This window comes from Sporosarcina sp. P25, assembly GCF_002743235.1.
Lineage (GTDB): Bacteria > Bacillota > Bacilli > Bacillales_A > Planococcaceae > Sporosarcina > Sporosarcina ureae_B.
On the sequence record NZ_PDYV01000003.1, the window covers coordinates 128,266 to 150,578 of the forward strand.

Sequence of the window (22,313 nt, forward strand, 5' to 3'; positions counted from 1 at the left end):
CCTCTCAAAGGGGGATGCTATTGCTGTTAACACTGTAAAAAGAGTAACATAAGAAAAACTACGGTGCAACAATATTATCGCGCTTTTCCTTTATTCACGGCATTTCAAGCGATTTTGATAGAAAAGCATAGAAAAAAGACCCGTTTTTGACGGATCTTTCTTCATTTTAAACTACATTTTTTGTGTGGTTTTCTTAATTTTTCACCTCAAACAATAAACGTAATCATACCTTTATTCCCATCATTAACCATTTGTTCAATTGTTTCACGCAAGCGTTTTCTAGCTCGATCTGGAACTGCGGCAGTCTTATATCGGATACTTTCTTTCATGACTTCATGCAATGGTGTACCAAATAATTGGGTTTCCCATAATGCTTCACGATCATGTAAATACGCATTTTTCAACTCTTTCAACAAGTGATGACTATGGAATTCGGAGCCGATTAATGGAGCAAATTCCGCTTCCATGTCGATTCGAATAATGTGAAGTGAAGGGGCTTTCGCTTTCATTTTCACACCATAAAACGTGTCTTGTTTAATCAACTCAGGAGCAGTTGGCTGAAAATCTTCAATGGAAGGCAACGCTACACCATAACCTGATTTTTTTGCTGTATCAATTGCTTCCGCATACATATCATAGGATTTTTTTGCTTTAACTGCCTCTTGAATGAAAATTAGCCAATCTTTTTTTGAGCGCATTTCTGTTCCCATGAACTCTTCACACACATTAACAAAGGCTTGCTCATCCATATCAATCTTCACGATGGCGCGGCCTTTACCTGCATCAACTTCCACCACTTCCGCTTGTCTAATAAATTCTTCTTCTTGCAATAGCTCCGCAATCTCCTGAACTTTACGAATCTTAGAGACACCAAGGAATCCATCTGTGATTAGCTGATCGATACGTGCATTCAGCTTATGGCTATCTCCAAGCTCCTCCATCCAGTCAGGACGTTGCAGTTCGATATCCGTGATAGGGAATTCATACAACGCTTCTTTAAGAATGAGCTGGATCTCTGCTGCATTGAGCTGATCCGCACTAATAGCAATTACTGGAACACCATATTTTTCATGTAATTGCTGTTTCAGTTCCAATGCTTTTTCATGGGCAGGCATTTTAGAATTTAATACAATGACGAATGGTTTACCAATCTCTTGCAATTTCGAAACAATTTCTTTCTCAGCCACTTCAGCGGCTGCGCGTGAAATATTGTTTACCGTGCCGTCTGTCGTCAGCAAGATCCCTATAGTGGAGTGATCACGAATAACCTTGTCTGTTCCGATGCGTGCCGCTTCCTGGAACGGGATCGGCTCATTGTGCCATGGTGTATGAACGTATTTCGGTCCATCCTCGTCCTCATATCCTTTGACACCGTCGATGACGTAACCTACACAGTCTGCTAGGCGAATTTGGAATTCCAGCTCGCCATCCCCTATTGAAACGCTTGTGCCTTGGGCAGGTACGAATTTAGGTTCTGCAGTCATGATTACGGGACCTGGTGAACTTTGGGGAAGTTCGTCTTGTGCGCGTATCCGATCGTTGGCATCCGTCATGTTGGGGATTACGACTTCCTCCATGACTCGTTTGACAAAAGTGGATTTCCCTACTCGAACAGGGCCTACCACACCTATATAAATATCGCCGTCTGTTCTTCTAGCTAAGTTTTCGTATAGTTCTTCTTTCATCATTAGCCCTCCTTTTTCTCCGCATTGTAGCTTATGAAATAGAAAAACGTTTCATGCATAAATGCATGAAACGTTTTTGGGTAATGCTACTAATTTAGTTAATAAACTTTGTAACCGTTCGGGATTGGTATTCCAGATGGGAACGCTTCTGGAGGGCCCGCGGTGAGCCCGCTAGTCACTGCGTTCCTTTAGCGGTCTCACCTGTCAGGCTGATCCTCCCAGAGTCGTCCCATCTGCCGTACCAATCCTAGTTATATTATGGTGACAGTTTGTATCGCTCTTTGAAATATGTAAAGTTCAAGTGCTGGTACATGGGGTCACCTACAAATTAAAGAACGTTATTTCTTCATAAACACGGGTTCGTTGTTTTCGTCAACTGTGTACGGCAAGGAGTATGCCGGAAGTACTAGGGAGTCTTCGTATAGTAGATAACGGATGTCTTTGCCTGCTTCTATTTTAGGCTTTTGTTCCATCAAGATCTTGTTGAGATCGATGGAATAATCCACGTAGAAGTTTCCGTCGCCGCCTACCACGATGGGTAAGTGAGCGTCAGAGTACGGGCTTTGGACAGTCAGTGGTTCTTTGAAGCCCATTTTCTTGAAGTCTACTTCATAGACGTTGTCGCCGACCGGATCTAGGAATGGTAGTTCTCCGTTAATAAATTTACGCAAGTTTAAGTCGCGTAGTTTTTCAGTTATACGCAAATCGACTAGCTTAACGGTAGGATTTTCTTCCACATCCATGAGAACATACTGGAAGATGCCACCGTTTTCGAATGCGTTGGACGGAATCTTTTCAGTGAAGTCCGGCACGATTTTTGAGAACTCGATTGGATATTTGATGAATTGATCGGTTTCTTGATCGCGTGTTTTAATTGGTAATAGACCGCCTGATTGTTCTTGATAGCGCTCTACAGCTTTCTGGATGGTTTCTTGAAGTTCAGGATACGGTGTCTCACTTGCTTGTTTTTCTTCAGGCGGGCGACCGCCACAGGCAGACAACAAAAGTCCACAGAGTATCATTGAAAATATAAAGATTCGTTTGTTCATACGTTACGCCCCTCCAGTCGGTCCGTTGAATACTAAATAGACCATTGCGAAGAACGATGAAATTAATAGTGTATAGGCAATAATCGCAAATAGAATCTGTACTACACGGTTTTTTATTTTATATCGACTCAAATAAATCAAGCCCATTGAAACCACCATGAATCCCATTGCGTAAAAAGATAGCCACATTTTATCTAACGAGGACAAAATTGTCACCCTCCTACTGTTTAAATACCGAAAAATGTATCGATTTCTTGTTTCTTACCGCGAGTCATTAATTGATCCACGGCTTGTTTAGGGGGAATCCCTCCAAATAGTATGGAATACAGAGCTTCTGTCAACGGCATGTTGACATTAAACTGCTGCGCTAACTGAAACGCGGCCTTTGTAGTACGCACACCTTCTATGACCATGCCCATTTCTTCAGTCACTCTTTCTAGAGACTGGCCTTTTCCGAGTAAGTTTCCTGCCCGCCAGTTTCTAGAGTGAACACTTGTACATGTAACGACCAAATCGCCGAGTCCCGTTAATCCAGAAAATGTTTGTTGATCCGCACCCATTTTAACACCCAGACGTGTGATTTCTGCTAGGCCTCTCGTAATAAGAGCAGCCTTTGCATTATCACCGTAACCTAGACCGTCAGAAATTCCGGCAGCTAAAGCGATGACATTTTTCAATGCCCCGCCAAGCTCCACACCAATTACATCTTTATTCGTATAGACACGGAAATAATTGCTCATGAATAAATCCTGTACCCGTTCTGCCGCTTCCATGTTGCTTGAAGCGACCGCTACTGTTGTCGGATGTCTAAGTACGACTTCCTCCGCATGGCTCGGTCCAGACAGCACGACAATGGCTTCGCGCAATGTTTCATCGATTTCATCTGCAATGATTTCAGAAATCCGTTCCAATGAATTCGGATCAATTCCTTTGGAGACATGGACAAATAAAGCAGGTTCAGTTAATAATTCCTGTATACGGCGACAAGTTTCACGCATCGCAACAGTCGGTACGGCAAGTATAATCGTTTTCGCATGTTTGACCGCCATTTGTAGTTCACTAGTAGAGTTAAGGTTATCGGGCAGTTTCACATCTGGCAAATACCGATTGTTCGTGTGCTGATTATGGATTTCATCTGCTTGTTCTGCACGTCTCGTCCAAATTAAGCTATCATGTCCATTTTCAGCCAGCACAACAGCTAGCGCGGTTCCCCAACTGCCTGCCCCGATTATAGAGACTTTTTCCATTACCTCCACCCTTTCTATTTGTGTAGTTAGCTTCTTGCTCTTGTGATTAAACGGATGGGTGTACCTTCAAATCCAAAGGCTTCACGTAATCTGTTCTGTAAAAAGCGTTCATAAGAAAAGTGCATAAGTTCTGGTTCATTGACAAAGACCACGAATGTCGGTGGCTTCACAGCAACTTGTGTTGCATAATAAATCCGCAAACGACGTCCTTTATCTGAAGGCGCAGGATTTCTAGCCACTGCATCCTCTACTACCTCATTCAAGACACTCGATTGAATACGCATCGCATGATTTTCACTGATCAATTGGATATTGGAGAATAATGTATGCACGCGTTGCTTTGTTTTAGCAGAAACAAAGAAAATAGGTGCATAATCAAGGAATCTAAACTGATCGCGAATATCATCGATGAAATTATTCATCGTCTTATCATCTTTTTCAAGAGTATCCCATTTATTCACAACGAACATGACACCTTTTCCTGCCTCTTCCGCAAAACCAGCTACACGTTTGTCCTGTTCACGAATACCTTCTTCTGCGTTTAAGACAATTAATACAACATCAGAGCGGTCAATCGCTTTTAAGGCACGTAATACACTGTATTTCTCTGTATTTTCGTATACCTTCCCTTTTTTACGCATTCCCGCAGTATCAATAATTTTAAATTCTTGTCCTTCTATTACTTTTGTAGAGTCAATTGCATCTGTTGTCGTTCCAGCGATATCGCTTACGATGACACGATCTTCACCAAGTAACGCGTTAACTAGTGACGATTTTCCGACATTCGGGCGTCCAATTAAACAGAACTTGATGGAATCGTCTTCCTCTTCTTCTAAATTCATATCTTTAAAGCTTTCTGCGACTGCATCCAATAAATCACCAAGTCCTAGACCGTGTGATCCTGAAAGTGGATACGGTTCGCCAAATCCAAGTGAGTAAAAATCATAGACCATATCTCTCATCTCTGGATTATCTACTTTATTCACTGCCAATACGACTGGCTTGTTCGTTTTATACAGCATACGTGCCACTTGTTCATCTGAATCTGTCACACCATCTCTACCATTCGTCAAAAAGATGATGACGTCCGCTTCTTCAATGGCAATTTCAGCTTGCATACGGATTTGGTCAAGTAATGGTTCACTACTAAGTTCAATACCGCCTGTATCGATTAAGTTAAATTCATAATTCAACCAATCTGCTGCGCTGTATATACGATCTCGCGTTACACCGGCAACGTCTTCTACGATAGAAATACGTTCGCCTACGATCCGGTTAAAGATTGTCGACTTACCGACGTTTGGTCTTCCTACGATTGCTACTGTTGGTTTTTTCATTTTCTTTCATTACACCCTTCCGACCTATCTTTGAATATTATACACAAAAAGAATGATGATGCATATGAAAGCATCATCATTCCAATTACGCTTATTTATCATTTGTGGCTAGTTTATTACATTCTGAAGTTTATTTTTGGAATTTCTTCAGTTGATCACCGATGACATCTCCTAAAGAGAAGCCAGTTGTTTCTTCAGGCATTTCATAACTAAAGTTTTCTTCACGTGTTTCTTGTGGCTTTTCAATAAGATCTTTAATGCTCAATGAGATCCGTTTTTCCTGAGGATTTACATCTAATACTTTTACTTGTATAGTTTGACCTTCTTCAAGCACTTCTTGCGGTGTGCCGATATGCTCATGTGCAATACGTGAGATGTGAACGAGTCCTTCTACGCCGGGCAAAATCTCGACGAATGCACCATATGCTACAAGCCGTTTCACCGTACCATCCAGTACAGAGCCCACTTCTGCTTTTTCTTCGATATTTTCCCATGGTCCAGGCAATGTATCTTTAATGGATAAAGATACACGTTCTGCATCACGGTCTACAGACAATACTTTAACTTGGATCTCGTCTCCTTCTTTCAGCACGTCTGACACACTTTCAATGTGCCCGTGTGAAATTTGCGAAATATGAACCAAACCATCTACGCCACCGATATCAACGAATGCACCAAATGAAGCGATGCGTTGTACTGTACCGTCGAGAATGTCACCTTCTTGAATTTCAGAAAGCGCAGCTTCTTTTTTCTGCTCGTTCTGCGCTTGAACGACAGCACGGTGAGACAAGATTAAGCGGTTCTTTTCTTTATCCATTTCAACGATTTTAAATGTCATCGTACGTCCTTTATAATCATCAAACGATTCAACGAAGTGATCTTCTACTAAAGAAGCTGGAATAAATCCGCGAACGCCAAGGTCGACAACCAGTCCGCCCTTTACTACATCCTTTACATCTGTCTCGATGATTTCGCCACTTTCAAATTTCTCCTCTAATGAATCCCATGCATTTTCTGCATCTACTTGACGCTTAGACAAGACATACATCTCATCTTCCACCTTGGTAATCGCTAATTGTAATTCATCACCAATTGAGACTGCATCTGCTGCTTTTTCAATATGCAAGCTTGAAAGTTCACTGATCGGAATCACACCGTCAAAAGGAGCGCCAGCGATTTCAACAGTCACTGATTTCTCTTCAACCTTTGTCACTACACCCGTTACGTGTGCACCTTCACCGTATTCTTTAACTTCATCCATATTCATCTCTTCAGTCATATGTAGTCCTCCTCCATAATGATCCTATCTCTATATTATGCGAATTGAGACTTAAAAACAAAAAATTGCACTTATTCTTTTATTTATACTGTTCAATCAACTTGGATATCTCTGCCATAATCGCTTCCGTTACCTCTTCAGCAGATGCTTTTCTTTCACGATAAGGCGTCATATCCATAGCTTCCCCGTAGACGACTTTCAGTTGCGAAAAGGCTTTATACGGACCGATGATTGCACACGGGACGACTTTTGCATCTCCACCTTTAAGAGCAAAGAATCCTGCGCCCGCTAAACCTTTTCCAATTTCCCCCGTTTTGCTTCTAGTCCCTTCAGGGAAAAGACCTACCACTTTGTCTTCGCGTAATAGTTTAATGGTTTTACGGAATGCTTCTCGGTCACTCATGCCACGTTTTACGGGATATGCTTGTACTTTTGGTAACAACGTTTTAAGAATCGGCTTATCAAATAGCTCTTCTTTGGCCATAAAATGAACTGTTCTCGGACATGTAATACCGACTATAGGCGGATCTAAATTATCTATATGATTGGTGCATAAAAGCACACCGCCTTGTTTCGGGAAGTTTTCTTTGCCGATTACCTTAATTCGATAAAGTGGAAAACAAACAGTACTAATCAAAAACTTGCCAAGTGGATATAAATTCATTGAGCCAACCTCTTTTCGGCATATTCGACAATACTATTTGTCACTTCTTCTATTGTCTTCCCTGTTGTGTCAATTATAATCGCATCTTCTGCTTTTTTTAATGGAGAAATTTTTCGTTCGCTGTCCGCTTGATCTCTTTCGCTTATTTCCCTTTTCAATGTTTCATAATCCGATTTCATTCCACGCTTCTGTTCTTCTAGTAAACGACGCTCAGCACGCTCTTCTACAGAAGCTGTCATGAAGATTTTCAATTCAGCCTCAGGCAACACAGCAGTACCAATATCCCTACCATCCATTACAACGGAGGATTCTGCTGCCAGACTCTGCTGTTTAGCTACCAAAAGTTCACGGACAGATGTCAAAGCGGCGATTGCTGAAACATTTGTCGTCACTTCGTGTGAACGAATCGCGTCAGTTACTTCAATACCATCCAGCAAGACTTTTTGCACTTGTTCGTCCGGTTGCAAATCGATTTCCGTTTGGGCAATCAACTTTGTAATTTCTTCCTCATTACGTGGATCTGTGGCGCTTTGAAGTACTTTGTAAGTAATGGCGCGATACATAGCTCCTGTATCGATATACGTATATCCTAATTTTTTAGCTACTAATTTAGCAATTGTACTTTTACCCGCTGCTGCAGGTCCGTCAATTGCAATTCTCATTCCACCTGTCATGATGAAAACCCCTCCATTTACGCCTTTATTGTACCATAAGCAAAAAGGAAAAGTCTGCTCTCGACAGACTTTTCCTTTAGCTATTTCGTAATTCTAACTGTCGTTCAAAGCAATAGCGAATAATGTGTTGTCGATCTTTATCATCTATTTCATCAAACGTGAAAGAGCTCAATCTACGGTTCTGACTTTCCCAATTTCTTACTACTTTTGCTTTACATGATACATATTTGATTTCTGTTTTCGAGAAATACAATACAATCAATAATTTCACTTCTGTATTTCGCGGGAAATAATCATGATTTTTCATATTGACGGCTAATCCACCAGCGCTAATATCCAATGACACCAATTGCAAAGAGGAAGAGTCTGCTTGTAATGCCACGTCTAATGACGTATCGACACGAACGAATTCTCTTCTTTGGATTTTAATCAATTGCTTATCACCGGGATATTTTAGTTTAAGCATAGGGATCGTTTGATTGACCCGGCTATGCACTTCTGTGCGAAATGCATAAGACATTTTATACTGATCTACGAATGTAACGAGCAACTGCGTACCATCTATGAAGAATGCTGTTTTACCCGTCATTATATTGATAGGGTAATCCATCATGAAGTGCTCTTCATCTTCAATATCCACTACGCGACATTTGAATTTCTCCGATTCCTCAGTATAATCTTTTTCCAATGTTAATACTGTCCCGATACTTAGTCTCATATCTCCACCTGCCATTCGTCCTATTCTTTTATTATGTCATGTGGAGTAAATTTTTCCAATCCTTTTTATTGTTTTTCTGTCGTAATCACTTCTAATGTCTCCGTATCAACGAGAATCTTATATGTCTCTAAATTTTCTTCACCTGAAACGACAGTTAAATAATGCGCAAGGCGTTGCTCCATTTGACTATTTTCTACATAAGCAAGCTCCTGAGCCATTACTGTAACATCCGGTCTAAAGAACGTATGCCACTCCGCTGTACGAATAGGCTGTGGTTTTGGCTGTTCTTTACGAATGTATTCCGATGCATTCAGACCGATCACTTCCCCGTTGTCTTTTGCTAATTTGATATGAATTGGATCTGAAAATACTTTGGCATCATTTTCAGGATCCACCCGGACGAAAACAAAATGCCACGCGTTATCATTCTCTCTCGCCTCTTCTAAAACCAAATCCGTATAATTCGCCTTCTTTAAAAACTCATCAGCCAGCTTCTCTAATTCTTCATAGGAAACTGTAGGCTTACCCATGCGACGCTCCATGAGATACGACAGAACATGTCCACCTTTTTCAGTTATATCTATATAGCCAATTGAAGAATTTTCCGCATAACGGATATGATAAAATGGATATGGAGCCCCTTTTCTACTTCGTTCCGCTGCAATGATATCATTCGATACAGTCGGCAGAAGCTTTTTGAATTTTTGAATTGCCTCGTCTTCGCTAATTTTCTTTTCCTTAATATCACGCAACTCTTTTTTCTTCTTCGCATCAGACTCACTAGCCGTTAGAGGGAATACTGCTTCTGTATATTCCATGACAGACTCTCCCATTTTCGACCAATTCGCCTTTCCATCAGGTGAATCACGCAACTTTTTTTCCCAGTTGCTGATTGACATTTTTCTTGAAAACATATCTTTTGTCGCTAACTGCCATTCACTCGTTAGTTCATCCAGATTTTCTGAAGCGCGTTGCATCACGCCATAGTATTCGTCAGCGTCGCCGTTCTCTGTAGATTGCTTTGCGAAATTCCCTAATCTTCCCAAATAATTCATCCAGGAAGTAGAGAAACTTTCATCTACAGGAAGTGAGGATATGGATGATTTGATATCTGATGACAAACGCCAAATATCTTCTCTTTCCTTTGCAGAACTTTTTTGATCTTCAAATAATAATGACTTATTTACTGCCTCTTCCAACTCACCTAGTTTTTGTGAGGCATCTGTCATACTTTTGGAATATTGGCCATTCAATGCAATTGATAAATCTTCATTTTCACGCACTGTTCCAAACGTATATATTCCCAATACAATAAATGAATAGGTCAGAATGAAAATCATTCGTTTCATAATAAGCTAGGTCTCCTTTCTATTAGTCACAAAATATGTGTAAACCGATTTTCTTAATTTGTGGCCTTGACCAAATCCATTTACTAGTTGCCGTGATTGGATTGAAATAGTAAATTGCATTTTCCGAAGGATCCCAGCCGTTGATTGCATCAATAACGGCTTCTTTCGCACGTTCATTCGGTGTCAGCCAAATCTGTCCATCCGCAACCGCAGTAAACGCTCCCGGTTGAAAGATGACGCCGCCAATTGAATCAGGAAAATCTGGATGTTCGACACGGTTTAAAATAACTGCCGCTACCGCCACTTGTCCTTCGTATGGCTCGCCACGTGCTTCACCATACACTGCATTGGCCAATAAATTAATATCCTGGTCAGTATATTTAGGCGGTGCTTGCATTTGGGTTTGCGACTGCTTGTGCGGGACACTCCCCTTTTTCACTTGGGATTCTAGCGACTGTCCACCGTAATAGGTAAATTGGTTTCCTTTCGCTATCTGCCCTTTTACATACTTTTCATCGTAATCTGAAATTCCTCGCAACTTCTTCTGGGTGCTTTTACCCGCTATCCCGTCAAGTGGTAAACCGTATTGCTCCTGGAAATTGCGTAATGCCCAGTACGTCCCAAAACCGAAATTACCATCAATTTCTCCATGATAGAAACCGATATATTGGAGCCTTGCTTGCAATTCAATTACATCGTCCCCTTTTGCACCTTTCGCTAAGTCACGTCCACTGAACGCTTCACTATGACTCGCAAAGAAAGAAAACATCATGATGCCTGCCAGTAATAAAAATAGGAAGCGTTTTGTAATTCGCTTCATAGACATCCACCTCCATAAAATTGTGCTTCCTCGTAGTTTGTCCAATATCGAGTATTTTATAAGGCAAAAAATCCGTCTGAAGAACTCAGACGGATTTCTAAAAGTTTGATTGATTTCGTTTTCTGAATTGTTGCATCGCAAAAGTATGTGCATACTTCACTCGTGTCAGCCCAAACCACCATAGGAACAGCATAAAAGGGATCATTAAATACAGCCAATAATCATTAGTAAATAAAATTGAGTTGTAAAATATATGAAGTAGCAATGGCGCTAAAAATGCAATAACTATCCATTTCGCTTTTTCTGATGCAACAGAAAACTTGGCTTTACCAAAATAATACCCCATGACGACACCAAATAATGCGTGACTTGAGACAGGCAGTAATGCACGAAGAAAAGCTGTATTCAAACCGAAAGATAGTAAATATAAAATGTTTTCTATTGTAGCGAATCCGAGTGAGACACTCGCTCCATATAAAATCCCATCATAGGCATCTTCAAACTCAATTGTTTTATATACGAGAATAAAAATAATAATCCATTTAAAAAATTCCTCTAAACTGCTCGTAAATAATACATTTCGGAAAAACTCATTATGAAATACATGCTCTTCTTCAAATACATGCTGGATAAACAAAATAGGAAATGTCATGATTGCACCGTAAATGAATGCATGGAATAGCGTCTTGGACGGCTCCTTGGCAATTTGTTTACGTAAATACAAATAACTGAAAAGTGCCAGCGCCGGCGCTATTGCGACTGTCAGTAAAATAAACATAAGCGCCTCCTCATATCGCTAGTATATCACACCATATACAATAAAAGCCGCCTGACCTGTAAGGCAAGCGACTGATTCATTCACATATTTTGTGCAATACATTGTGCAATCATTCCACCATGGAAACGTCCATTTTCGATAAAAATTTCATTGGCATTATTCCCCGCTGCAATAACACCTGCGATGAATAAATTATCAACGTTTGTTTCCATCGTTTCTTCATTGAAAACAGGTCGTCCAGATTGTTCGTTTACTTCAATCCCTATTTTACGTAAAAATGCATGATCCGGATGATAGCCGATCATCGCAAAGACGTAGTCACTGTCGAGATCAAATAAGGTGCCTTGCTGATTAACGGTAACTGTTTTTTCAGTAATTTTCGTTACATACGCATTAAAATGCATATCGACTTGACCGTTACGCACCAAACTTTCAAAACCTGGGAGTATCCAAGGTTTTACACTTTTCGAATACGTTTCGTTTCGATAGATGACAGTTACATGCGCACCCGCGCGTTGTAACTCGATTGCTGCGTCGACAGCAGAATTTTTCCCACCAATGACTGTCACTTTTTTATTGAAGTACGGATGTGCTTCTTTAAAGTAATGATAGACAGTAGGCAAATTCTCTCCTTCGACATGTAAACGATTGGGTTGATCATAATAACCTGTTGCCACTACGACATATTTCGCTTCATAGACCGCTTTATTCGTCGTCACAATAAATTGATCATGCTGCTTATTTATATCATCCACTCGCTCATGACTATTGATTCGCAAGTTCTCGATTTGTGCAACAGTTCTATAATATACGAGTGCATCATTACGTCTTGGTTTATCTATCGCTGTAATGAATGGCGTCTTGCCTATCGATAATTTCATGCTGGAACTAAAAAACGTTTGGTGAGTGGGATAATTATAAATCGAATTCACGATATTTCCTTTTTCAATCACCACTACCGATAAACCGATATTTTGCAATTCTATTGCCGCTGACAAGCCACATGGACCGCCACCAACAATTACTGCATCTACAGAATTCATGACATCTACTCTCCTAATTTCTCGCGTTCTAGTAATGAACTTCCACTACATGACATTCGGGTTTCGCACCGAAACGCAACGGCACCATTGTCGTTCCATAGCCGTTACTGATTAATTTCGCGCAACTTTCCGCCGTCTCAAAGCGACCAAGGTCTTGCATGCCCCAACGACCAAGTCTAATCTGGCCGCCATGTGTATGGCCAGCAACAGATAAATCAGGTCGCCGCTTCTCTTCAAACTTTCGGAAAAATGAAGGATTATGTACAGCTAGGATCAAATGATCATAACCTTTTGCAGAATCCACAGCCTTATCGATCTCTACTTTTCCGTTATTTGGATCTTGCAGCCCACATATACCGAAATTCGGATGGTTCGGTATCGATGTAGTACTGTTGACCAACACTTTACCACCTACATGTTCCATCACACGTAATATATTTTCTGTGCCTACTTCTTGATCATTATTTCCAAAAATATAGAAGATCGGCCCCACTGAAGCGAGTAAACGCATATTGCGTTCAATTCGCTCAATCGGCACACCGCCTTCCGCCGCATCTCCACCTACGATAACCACATCGATAGAACGCGTACGCAAATCATCTATCAGTCGCTGAGGAATACTCCGTCTGTGGATATCTGAAATGAAGAACACGTTCAATTTAGTAGTTGGCGACGATTGAATAGTTAATGTATGAGTAAGCACACGATTCCGATGAGCTAAGGCAAACATATAAGTCAGCATAGTCATCGCTGATAAAAAAACTGATAATCCCGCTATTCGAACCTTTTTCATTAGTCAACTCCCATAAAAAAAAGCAAAGCGTCTACTTTGCTTTTGTAGTAGTGATTTTCATTAGTAGTGTAGCGAGATTTCATTAAAACCCCTAACTATTATACTTCGCTTAGGAAACGGCATGCATGAAATGTGTCATGGACGGATAAAGCCCAACCGACAACTCGACTTTTTCAACAGGTACTTGATCGGGAACGTCAGGGGAATAGAGATCCGATAATACATAAAGGAGTATAACAATAGGTATTAAAGTAAAAATCGCCAGAAAAATATTGATGACTTTCACTTGACCGTATTTCTCCTCTTTCTTCTTTCCATGTACTTCTGCACGGGAGGGAAGTTTATCGATAGGCGCTTTTTCTTTAATCTCTTTTCGCTGTTGTTCAAAATCCATTTTATACTGATCGTTTAACATGTCTAATTTCTCCTTCACACCGCATAATGTCTGTTGCTATTATATGATGCAATTCCTTTATTCATCCGTGAAAAATACGTCCGTTCACAAACTCATCTATCTCTATTATGCCGAATTTTGTCTAAAAAGTAAATACTGACAGTCTGCTTTAACCTAATAACTGACGTAGACGTTCACTCCACTGTAACGCTTTGTTTACGTGTTCAGTTGATGCTTGTGACTTAATCAACCAATCGTCATCTAGATTCTGGCAGTTTGAACAGCAATCCGTTTCTGCTGGCGACGTATTCTCGCCAAAAAACTGTACTAATTTCTGTCGCAAACACCTTTCACTTTTTACATAACTCTCCATTTCGGCAATTTGTTTCTCTTTCACTTGATATATTTGTTCGATTTGTCGAATGACATGTTCTATATCGTATTGTTCCAAATAATAATCAAGCAAACGACTAGCTACTTCTGATAGTCCAGCTTGCTCGGCAGCCAATTGACTCCCAGTACCTGATTGCAGTAAAGAATGATAATAAAGAATTTGCTGTTCCTCTGGCAAATCCTCGTACACTATGAACTTCACTTTCTGTATATCTCGCACACTATATAAAAGTGTGACCGCAGCCTGATCCCCATCACGTCCTGCACGTCCTACTTCCTGAATGTACGCGCTTGGCGTAGCAGGTAGATGCTCATGAATAACTTGTCGAATATCATCTTTATGGATTCCCATACCAAATGCATTGGTAGCACAAATCCACTCGAGTTCACCTTGTATAAATTGTTCTTGAATAATAGATCGTTCATCCTGTTCCTTGCCTCCATGATAACTTGCTGTCGGGATTCCTCTCTCTCGAATTATTGCCGAAAGTTCATCCGCACGTTTTCGTGACGCCACATAAATAATACCAGGTCCGATCGTTGTAGCAAGTCTATCAATAATCCACTCTGTTTTTGCCAATTCATTATCCAAATGCACCACACGATAGGATATAGCAGGACGATCCATCGACTGTCGTTCGATGTGAGGATTTCTCATGTGTAAGTAAGTAGTTATGTCTTCCACTACTTTTTTACTCGCAGTAGCAGTTAATGCCAACACCGGTGCTCTTTTTAAAACTGAGAACAGTTCTTTTAATCGTAAATAGTCTGGTCGAAAATCAAATCCCCATTCGGAAATACAATGGGCTTCATCCACTACAAAAAAAGCTATATGTAATTGTTGAACAAGCTGCCGGACATGTTGTTGCATCATCATTTCAGGTGATAAAAAAATGAACTTATAATGCGCCATGGTAGAGAGCGCCAATTCTTTTTCCTTGCTAGATAAAAACGAATTGATCGCGACCACACGTTTCTCCTTATGTTTTCGTAGAATGGCCACTTGATCTTCCATCAACGCAACGAGCGGAGAGATGATGATCACTGCTCCATCGAGTATATATGCAGGTAATTGATAACAAAGTGACTTCCCCGTACCCGTCGGAAAAATCGCCACAGCATCCCGTCCAGCAAGTAACTCCTTAATGACTTCTTGTTGCCCAGGTCGAAATGATTCATAGCCGAACTTTTGATGCAATACTTCTTGAAGTTCCATCAGCTCTCGCTCCTTCCAATAATGATGATTAATCGCAGTTGGAAATACGACAATTCTGGGCACTGTTGCTTCAACAAACGCAATCTTTTAGTTTGCAACTGTTCAACATGACGCCAAACCATCTCCATTTGTTCTTCCGTTACAAATTCTTTATATGGAAAGCCATCCATATTCGCTGCCATTTCAATGAAATGATCTTCTATAGTACTTAATTTCAAATTTCGTAAAGATGCAATTTGCTCTACCGAATAACCCCGCTCGAATAGTTTTTGTGTCCGTTCGGCAGATTGTGTCAAATACGTGTCTACTCTGCAACCTACCGCTAATTCTGTCAGTAATTGCAAATTAGGTTGTTGTTGTAGGAAGTCCAGCAATATGTGTAATGCTTCTAAATAGTAAAGTTGTAGAGTCATAGTCGATATGTTTAGACTTTCCGCCAACTGTTCCCAAGTAGATGCCGTAAGTCGGTAACCCGTCAATCGATCGCTCACTATCGTACGTTGTAAATCTGATAATGATGAATGAATTAGCGCGTGTTCCAATTCTTTTCGCAATGATGTAGATAGATTAGTCGTGCTACTTGATTGGTTACGTAAAAGTCCTTTGATAAATTGTTGGGTAGGCAATTCTTTCTGGATCGGCATGAACATTGTCTCACCGCGTCGTAAATTGGACAATGTCTGTACTAGCAACGCCAAACGTCTGCCGAACTCTCTTTCACGACCACGGTAATTCCAGCCATTAAATCGCCACATTTCACTACCCGTCCCCATCTGACCTTTTGCCGTCACATAGACGAGTTCATTTATATAGATTAGACCGTTTGCTTGCATCCGCTCTAACGCTTGCTGAAAGTCGCTTGCCGTCAATTGTGGCAACAATGCATAGTATGATTTAACTTGATAATATTCAACGTCTTGTAATGTCTGTCCTGATTTTTTCCCGCGAAGTATATGATAAACTCCTTGCGCTGAACGCTCACCATGGAGACGTTGGAAGATCGTTAGTAAGATAGAATCAAAACTCATTTGCGCTCACTCCTGAAGAAATAACGTTTTTTTGTTGAAAAGTGATGAAAACAGCTTTAGAATAGAGTAGATACAAAATAGGATGAGTGAATGGAAGAAGGGAGAAAGACAAATGTCTAGCAAAAAGTATACGATTGTCGATCAGGATACATGTATAGCTTGCGGGGCCTGCGGGGCTGCTGCGCCAGATATCTATGATTATGACGATGAGGGAATTGCATTTGTTATTTTAGATGATAACACGGGAAACACTGAAGTTCCAGAAGAACTGATGGAGGATCTCGAGGATGCATATGATGGCTGCCCTACCGATTCAATTAAAATTGCAGATGAAGCCTTCGAAGGCGATCCATTAAAATATGAAGATTGATTCAATCCCAACAACACTTCCTACTACTGGATGTGTTGTTTTTTTGCTTTAAATCAATTTTGCACTTTGCCGATGAGGGACTCATGCCGCGCAAACCGTAAAGCGTCCCAAGCTGGCGTTTCAATCCCCTCATTCTCACTAGCTAATTCTCTATATACAGTAAAAACGCCAGTCTTCCTATTATTCAGGAAGACCGGCGTTTATTTGATTAGAACGATAACTTCTTTTGTTGCTGAAGAATCCACTTCTCCATGCTTCTATATAACATCAACGTGATGGCTAATAGCATGACACCCTTTATCAAGTTGAACGGTAAGATTCCCAATATAATCATTTGATAAAGCGAGTCGCCTGTAACTGCTGGCATGCCGAGGAAATATGTGTACATCGGCAAGAACACTAAGTAATTCAATACGCTCATACCTACTGCCATTGCTACCGTACCTGCGATCAAACCTGATGCAAGACCTTTAGCTGAACGATACTTCGTAAAAATCCAGTAGATTGGCATTATGAATAATACGCCTGTCACGAAGTTTGCAACTTCACCTACCGGAACTCCAGTCGGGCTTCCTGATAAGAACCAGTGCATGACGTTCTTCAATAACTCTACGCCTATACCAGCAACAGGTCCCATCGTCATGATTGCCATAACAGCTGGGATCTCACTAAAATCGATCTTTAAAAATCCAGGCATTGCCGGAATCGGAAAGTTAAACTGCATTAACACAGTTGAAATACTTCCCAAAATCGCCACCAAAATCAGCTTACGTAACTTCTTGTTATTCACTTGTTCCTCTCTCCTTTTGCGATTCACTTCAAAAGAGGAAAGGCTGGCTCATCTATTTGTTGCGCTAAAAATCCCTAAAGTAAAATATACTTTAGGGAGAATAAAATGCACTGTTAAGAACAGATAAATCATACAAACTTATCCGTCAGGAAACAAGCACCACTTTTGCGTACACAAAAAGATGGCTGCACCTTCACCTTCTCCCATCCAGACTATACTGTCGGCTCTGGAATCTCACCAGAATCAGCTGTTAAGCTCGCGGGCTAAAAAGTAGTATTCTACTTCATTTCCGCCGGTCGGGAATTACACCCTGCCCCGAAGATGAATCAATATTTAGTTATGAACCTATTATAACGTAAAAAAACTGTTTTGTAAACTTCACAAGTTTACAAAACAGAATTATTCGTTAATTAAATACTTTGGATTTGCACCAATCGGTTTTTCCAATGGCTGAGTGAAATCAAATTCCATCCATTGTGCTTGAGCAACTTGATCGAATTCTACAAATTTATCAAAACTTGCCGCTGTCATCAAGATCCCTTCTATCAATTGCATGGCCTCTTCACGTTGCATCTTTTCTAAATCAAGTACTTCAGTGAATTTCACTTTAACAATGTCTTTTTCTACTTTGACCGTGAAGTCAATTCCTTTAGGAACCACAGTTGAATATATGTCATTCGGTGACTTTTTCATATCATGTAATGCTTGCTCCACCGTATTAGAAGTTTTACCAAAATTAGTAGAGAGTACTGCTTCTCCATCTGATTTCAAGTATCGATAGTATGCTTGATGCGAAACGATACCTGACAAGGCGATCGGTCTTTCCACTTGACCTACTTGATCAAATGTAATTGCAGAAGCATCTTCTTGTAGCAACACGATTTCATCATATCCTTGAAACGTATCTTGTAGGGACAAATTTAACATCTCAAGTGTCGCACTCGAAGTGTCATAGGGATGATCTGAAGCAAACTTCAATTGAACTTGTTTTCCTATTGAAGAAATTATCGCTTTATAGGGATGATACTCTGTAAATCCAAGCGCCTCTTCATCTATTTTATTCGCATACTCATTATAAAGTGTCACTGCATCCCGTGCGGTCTCTAAGTCTCCACTAAGGCGTTCATTCGGTATCAGAAACGTTACTGGAACAACGGTCGCCTGATCGGTAGCAAGGCCGATGTGAAACGCTGTGTGATCTAAGACATCGGTAGGATAGGCAGCGTATGAGGGCGGCATTGAAACCTGTCTTGTAAACATGGATGTATCATTTGTTTCATGCGATTGCAATTCTTCTCCATTCTCCACCTTAACAGCATCAGCAGATTCTTCTGTCGTCGCTTTATCCATCGATACTTCATTATTTTGCTGAAAAAATGTCGGCAAGATGATGGCGAGCAATAAAATCGCTGCTACAGTTGCAATAAGTGGAGACCATTTTGTTTTGAAAGGTCTTTTGTAAGGCTCGTTCGGTTCAGAAAGTCTTGAATCATTTTTTAACCGCTGCATAACCTCATCTTTGGAACGCTGATCTTCTACGATCGGCATGTCACGTAAACGTTTCTCGAGATCATCTTCATTCCATTTATCTTTGCTCATGTCATCACCCCTCTCTGACCGAACGTGCTTCCAATTTCACTTTTAACGCTTTGATTGCACGGTGTTGTGTCGTTTTCACTTTGCTTTCGGTCCAGCCTAAAACTTCAGCTGTTTCAGCAACTGATAGATCTTGGAAGAACCGCATGAGGATGACCATTTTCTGATCACCCGTACATGTGTGCAACGCTTCAAGCATTTGCCTCTGCTCTTCGCCCGCTTCAACTAAACGTTCGGGCAAGTGATTTGTTGAAATTAATTGCTCTGTTTCCCAATCGAAATGAATATTTGTATGTTTCTTGATTGTGGATTGTTTTCGAAAATAGTCAATAGAGACGTTTTTCGCAATTGCAAATAACCAAGTTTTCTCAGAGCTCTTCCCTTCAAAACGGCCGTATGATTTGAGAACACGCACATAAACCTCGTGCATCAAATCTTCCGCTACCTCTCGATTGCGAGTCAAATAAGTGAGGAAGTTGAATACGTCACGGTTATAATCTTCATATAATCGTTGAAAAACGGAATCATCCATTCAATCCCCTCGCTCTGTAGTAGTAGTCGTTTCAGTCCAGGAGAAGTTTCATTTGTTTAGTGCATCAAGTGGAAGAGAACAAATAAAGATTGTACCTTTCTCATCTCCACGTGTCGCTAAAATCGAACCGTCATGTGCTTGCATAATATTCTTTGCAATAGCCAAACCAAGTCCTGTACCGCCTTTACCTCTTGTTCTTGCTTTATCCGCCTTATAGAAACGTTCAAAGACGAACGGCAAATCTTTTTCGGGAATACCAACGCCAGTATCAGCTACTGTAATATCAAGCATTTCAGTAGACCGGTAGACCGATAGCTTCACAGCACCACCGTCCGGAGTATGACGAATAGCATTATCAATCAAATTAGTGAATACTTGCTCCAGCCGGTCTTCATCGGCCGTTATGATCAGAGTATCCGACTCTTCTGTTTCCAAAGACAAGTCCACTTTGGCGTCTTTTGCCACTTGTGAGAACTTTGTCACTATACGTTCCAAAAATCCCACAATTGAAAGGGGATTTTTATTTAGTTGAATGTAACCAGACTCCATTCTAGCAAGATTCAACAAGTCCGTGACGAGACGGCTCATACGCTTGGATTCATCATGAATAATCTGGACCATTTCCATACGTTCCTCTTCACTGCTCACTACATCATCTATGATGGCTTCACTATATCCTTGCAACATCGAAATGGGTGTTCGCAATTCATGTGATACGTTGGCAATGAAATCTGAACGTAATTTATCCAATTTATGCTGTTCCGTCATATCGCGAAATACCGCTACCGCTCCACGGATACTATTTTCACTGTATAACGGGCTGATAGAGATCACATAAAACTGTCCGCCCAATTCCAACTCGTCTTCCACTTCCTCAGCGAATGAAATGGCATGCTCAAGCATATGGAACACTTCTTTAGGCAACGGATGATGATTTTTTTGATTATAACCATACCATTTCTTCAACAATAACTCTGCTTGCGGGTTTTTCAGAAGAATGGAATAATCTTGGTTAAACGTCACAACTGCATCTGTCATAGATGTAAGAATACTGGAAAGCTGTTCTTTCTCCTGCTTAATCAGTTCAATGTTATATTTCAATTGACGTCCCATCTGATTGAAAGCTGTTGCTAACTGACCAATTTCATCTTTTTGCGCAACAGGTAAGTGTGTATCGAAATTTCCTTTAGACAACTCAAACGCAGCTTGCTTCATCTTACGCAATGGCAATGTAATCCGTGTAGACAAGAAAAATGCAAAGAACGTAGTCAATATAAACGCGATGAATGCCGATAAGAAAACAATATTGGTTGTACTTTTCGTCGTACGGTGCACAGCATCGAGACTTTGGTACATGAGTACACTCGCTTGTTCACCACTAACTTGTTCGAATGGATAAGATAAAATCAAAAATTGCTCCATGACGTCTTTCTCTGTCAATGAAGGCAATATCATTTCTTTCATTTTTTGCTTACCTAGTTCTGGCGACTCGAATAAACCGCCTTCGGACAGTAATTTATCTTCAATTTCCTCTTTACTCGAAGACGTATGGAATGAATACAAAATATCACCTTGTTGATCAACTACGATTGCATTCGTCTCCATATCAAGAATATCCTCTATAATCTGGTGCATGGAATCGGTCGTTTGTCCGTTATGATCATTGACGATTTTGCTGATGGTGGCAGCTTCCCTCTGCAAGGTCTCTTCTGCTTGTTTCGTATGGAAATTATCTAGAAACTCGAGCAGGAACAGTGTCACGATAAACAGGACAAAGGAAACGAGAAGCAATATGGTGGCCCATAGCTTCCCGACAATTGAATTCCATATTCTAATCATTCGTTTGGAACCTCGAACTTATAACCGACACCCCAAACGGTGACAATCATTTTCGCTGCCCGTTCTGACACACGGCTCAATTTTTCACGTAGCCGTTTGACATGTGTATCCACTGTACGCAAATCTCCAAAGAATTCGTAATGCCATACTTCTTTTAACAATTGTTCACGATCGAATACTTTATCTGGTGATTTCGCCAGGAAATATAGTAACTCATATTCTTTCGGTGTTAGATTGACTTCTTTACCTTCAGCAGTTACACGATGCGCATCATGATCAATCGTCAGCTGTGGGAAGACTACTAAATCTTTTGATGTTGTGTTAGACGACACGTTCGGGAATGCAACTGAACGTCTCAGCATAGCTTTAACGCGTAAGACTACTTCTCTTGGGCTGAATGGCTTGACGATGTAATCATCTGCACCACTTTCAAACCCGCTTACACGGTCTGCTTCTTCACCTTTCGCTGTCAATAAAATAACAGGTGTCATAATTTTATTTTCACGCAGTTCAGCTAATACTTCCATACCATCTTTTTCAGGCATCATCACGTCGAGCAATATACAGTCATATTGTCCAGCAAACACTTTCTCTAATGCATCTGCTCCATCGACCGCTTCTTCAATTTCATAACCTTCTCGAGATAAATACATATTCAACAGGCGACGAATGCGATCCTCGTCATCCACCACTAAGAGCTTCACAGTTTCTTCCACAGT

General features: G+C 40.7%; 23 protein-coding genes and 1 riboswitch. Of the genes, 1 reads left to right on the forward strand and 22 read right to left on the reverse strand.

All coding sequences use genetic code 11. The features are described 5' to 3' along the window. Nucleotides 1–206 precede the first annotated feature (206 nt). The 17 genes from spoIVA to CSV70_RS04115 form a co-directional block, all read right to left on the reverse strand. Nucleotides 207–1,685 (reverse strand): stage IV sporulation protein A, encoded by a 1,479-nt coding sequence (spoIVA, locus tag CSV70_RS04035; protein ID WP_085133386.1) that lies wholly within the window; start codon nt 1,683–1,685, stop codon nt 207–209. Nucleotides 1,686–2,023: 338 nt separating this feature from the next. Beyond that, on the reverse strand, nt 2,024–2,734 hold the full coding sequence (locus tag CSV70_RS04040; RefSeq protein WP_099626427.1) for an LptM family lipoprotein: 711 nt from the start codon (nt 2,732–2,734) through the stop codon (nt 2,024–2,026). 3 nt (nt 2,735–2,737) lie between these two features. Continuing rightward, nucleotides 2,738–2,941 carry a DUF2768 domain-containing protein gene (locus tag CSV70_RS04045; RefSeq protein WP_085133384.1) on the reverse strand — a complete coding sequence of 68 codons (204 nt, stop codon included), beginning with the start codon at nt 2,939–2,941 and terminating at the stop codon, nt 2,738–2,740. Between the two features lie 20 nt (nt 2,942–2,961). Beyond that, complete coding sequence (locus CSV70_RS04050) at nt 2,962–3,981, reverse strand: NAD(P)H-dependent glycerol-3-phosphate dehydrogenase (protein WP_099626426.1); 1,020 nt, start codon at nt 3,979–3,981, stop codon at nt 2,962–2,964. 26 nt (nt 3,982–4,007) lie between these two features. Further along, nucleotides 4,008–5,318: a ribosome biogenesis GTPase Der gene (gene der, locus CSV70_RS04055; protein ID WP_085133382.1), complete on the reverse strand. Its 1,311-nt coding sequence runs from the start codon at nt 5,316–5,318 to the stop codon at nt 4,008–4,010. A gap of 130 nt (nt 5,319–5,448) precedes the next feature. Next, nucleotides 5,449–6,597: a 30S ribosomal protein S1 gene (rpsA, locus tag CSV70_RS04060; protein WP_085133381.1), complete on the reverse strand. Its 1,149-nt coding sequence runs from the start codon at nt 6,595–6,597 to the stop codon at nt 5,449–5,451. A gap of 79 nt (nt 6,598–6,676) precedes the next feature. Beyond that, nucleotides 6,677–7,261, reverse strand: coding sequence for a lysophospholipid acyltransferase family protein (locus tag CSV70_RS04065; RefSeq protein ID WP_085133380.1), 585 nt, complete (start codon nt 7,259–7,261; stop codon nt 6,677–6,679). Next, nucleotides 7,258–7,935: a (d)CMP kinase gene (cmk, locus tag CSV70_RS04070; protein WP_085133379.1), complete on the reverse strand. Its 678-nt coding sequence runs from the start codon at nt 7,933–7,935 to the stop codon at nt 7,258–7,260. The genes CSV70_RS04065 and cmk overlap by 4 nt, the downstream gene beginning before the upstream one ends. Before the next feature lie 76 nt (nt 7,936–8,011). Then, the gene (locus CSV70_RS04075) at nt 8,012–8,653 is read right to left on the reverse strand and encodes a flagellar brake protein (protein WP_158232369.1); all 642 of its coding nucleotides are present in this window, start codon (nt 8,651–8,653) and stop codon (nt 8,012–8,014) included. A gap of 65 nt (nt 8,654–8,718) precedes the next feature. After that, on the reverse strand, nt 8,719–10,002 hold the full coding sequence (locus tag CSV70_RS04080; protein WP_085133377.1) for a PepSY1/2 domain-containing protein: 1,284 nt from the start codon (nt 10,000–10,002) through the stop codon (nt 8,719–8,721). A 22-nt stretch (nt 10,003–10,024) separates the two neighbouring features. After that, nucleotides 10,025–10,822 (reverse strand): spore cortex-lytic enzyme, encoded by a 798-nt coding sequence (gene sleB / locus CSV70_RS04085; RefSeq protein ID WP_085133376.1) that lies wholly within the window; start codon nt 10,820–10,822, stop codon nt 10,025–10,027. Between the two features lie 97 nt (nt 10,823–10,919). Beyond that, a complete protein-coding gene (prsW, locus tag CSV70_RS04090; RefSeq protein ID WP_099626423.1) occupies nt 10,920–11,600 on the reverse strand; it encodes a glutamic-type intramembrane protease PrsW in 681 nt (226 codons plus the stop codon). Nucleotides 11,601–11,680: 80 nt separating this feature from the next. Further along, a complete protein-coding gene (locus CSV70_RS04095; RefSeq protein ID WP_099628140.1) occupies nt 11,681–12,643 on the reverse strand; it encodes a YpdA family putative bacillithiol disulfide reductase in 963 nt (320 codons plus the stop codon). 28 nt (nt 12,644–12,671) lie between these two features. After that, nucleotides 12,672–13,436: a metallophosphoesterase gene (locus CSV70_RS04100; RefSeq protein ID WP_099628139.1), complete on the reverse strand. Its 765-nt coding sequence runs from the start codon at nt 13,434–13,436 to the stop codon at nt 12,672–12,674. Nucleotides 13,437–13,545: 109 nt separating this feature from the next. Continuing rightward, a complete protein-coding gene (locus CSV70_RS04105) occupies nt 13,546–13,851 on the reverse strand; it encodes a hypothetical protein (protein ID WP_085133372.1) in 306 nt (101 codons plus the stop codon). A gap of 148 nt (nt 13,852–13,999) precedes the next feature. Continuing rightward, nucleotides 14,000–15,439 (reverse strand): RecQ family ATP-dependent DNA helicase, encoded by a 1,440-nt coding sequence (locus tag CSV70_RS04110; protein WP_099628138.1) that lies wholly within the window; start codon nt 15,437–15,439, stop codon nt 14,000–14,002. Next, on the reverse strand, nt 15,439–16,467 hold the full coding sequence (locus tag CSV70_RS04115) for a YpbB family protein (RefSeq protein ID WP_099626419.1): 1,029 nt from the start codon (nt 16,465–16,467) through the stop codon (nt 15,439–15,441). Before CSV70_RS04115 ends, CSV70_RS04110 begins: the two co-directional genes overlap by 1 nt. Before the next feature lie 112 nt (nt 16,468–16,579). On the opposite strand from CSV70_RS04115, the gene CSV70_RS04120 reads away from it, so the two are divergent. Beyond that, nucleotides 16,580–16,837 (forward strand): ferredoxin, encoded by a 258-nt coding sequence (locus tag CSV70_RS04120; RefSeq protein WP_029053065.1) that lies wholly within the window; start codon nt 16,580–16,582, stop codon nt 16,835–16,837. 208 nt (nt 16,838–17,045) lie between these two features. Here the strand turns inward: CSV70_RS04120 and CSV70_RS04125 are convergent, their stop codons facing one another. From CSV70_RS04125 to CSV70_RS04145, 5 genes are all read right to left on the reverse strand, one after another. After that, on the reverse strand, nt 17,046–17,627 hold the full coding sequence (locus CSV70_RS04125; RefSeq protein ID WP_085133369.1) for an ECF transporter S component: 582 nt from the start codon (nt 17,625–17,627) through the stop codon (nt 17,046–17,048). 191 nt (nt 17,628–17,818) lie between these two features. Then, nucleotides 17,819–17,954: riboswitch (FMN riboswitch) on the reverse strand. A gap of 72 nt (nt 17,955–18,026) precedes the next feature. Continuing rightward, complete coding sequence (locus tag CSV70_RS04130; RefSeq protein WP_099628136.1) at nt 18,027–19,226, reverse strand: GerMN domain-containing protein; 1,200 nt, start codon at nt 19,224–19,226, stop codon at nt 18,027–18,029. A gap of 4 nt (nt 19,227–19,230) precedes the next feature. Further along, entirely contained in the window at nt 19,231–19,755 is a 525-nt protein-coding gene (locus CSV70_RS04135; protein ID WP_085133367.1) for an RNA polymerase sigma factor SigX, read from the reverse strand. Between the two features lie 48 nt (nt 19,756–19,803). Further along, nucleotides 19,804–21,594, reverse strand: a complete 1,791-nt coding sequence (locus CSV70_RS04140) for an ATP-binding protein (protein WP_099628135.1) — start codon at nt 21,592–21,594, stop codon at nt 19,804–19,806. Further along, nucleotides 21,591–22,310, reverse strand: a complete 720-nt coding sequence (locus CSV70_RS04145) for a response regulator transcription factor (RefSeq protein ID WP_085133365.1) — start codon at nt 22,308–22,310, stop codon at nt 21,591–21,593. Before CSV70_RS04145 ends, CSV70_RS04140 begins: the two co-directional genes overlap by 4 nt. Nucleotides 22,311–22,313: the final 3 nt, after the last annotated feature.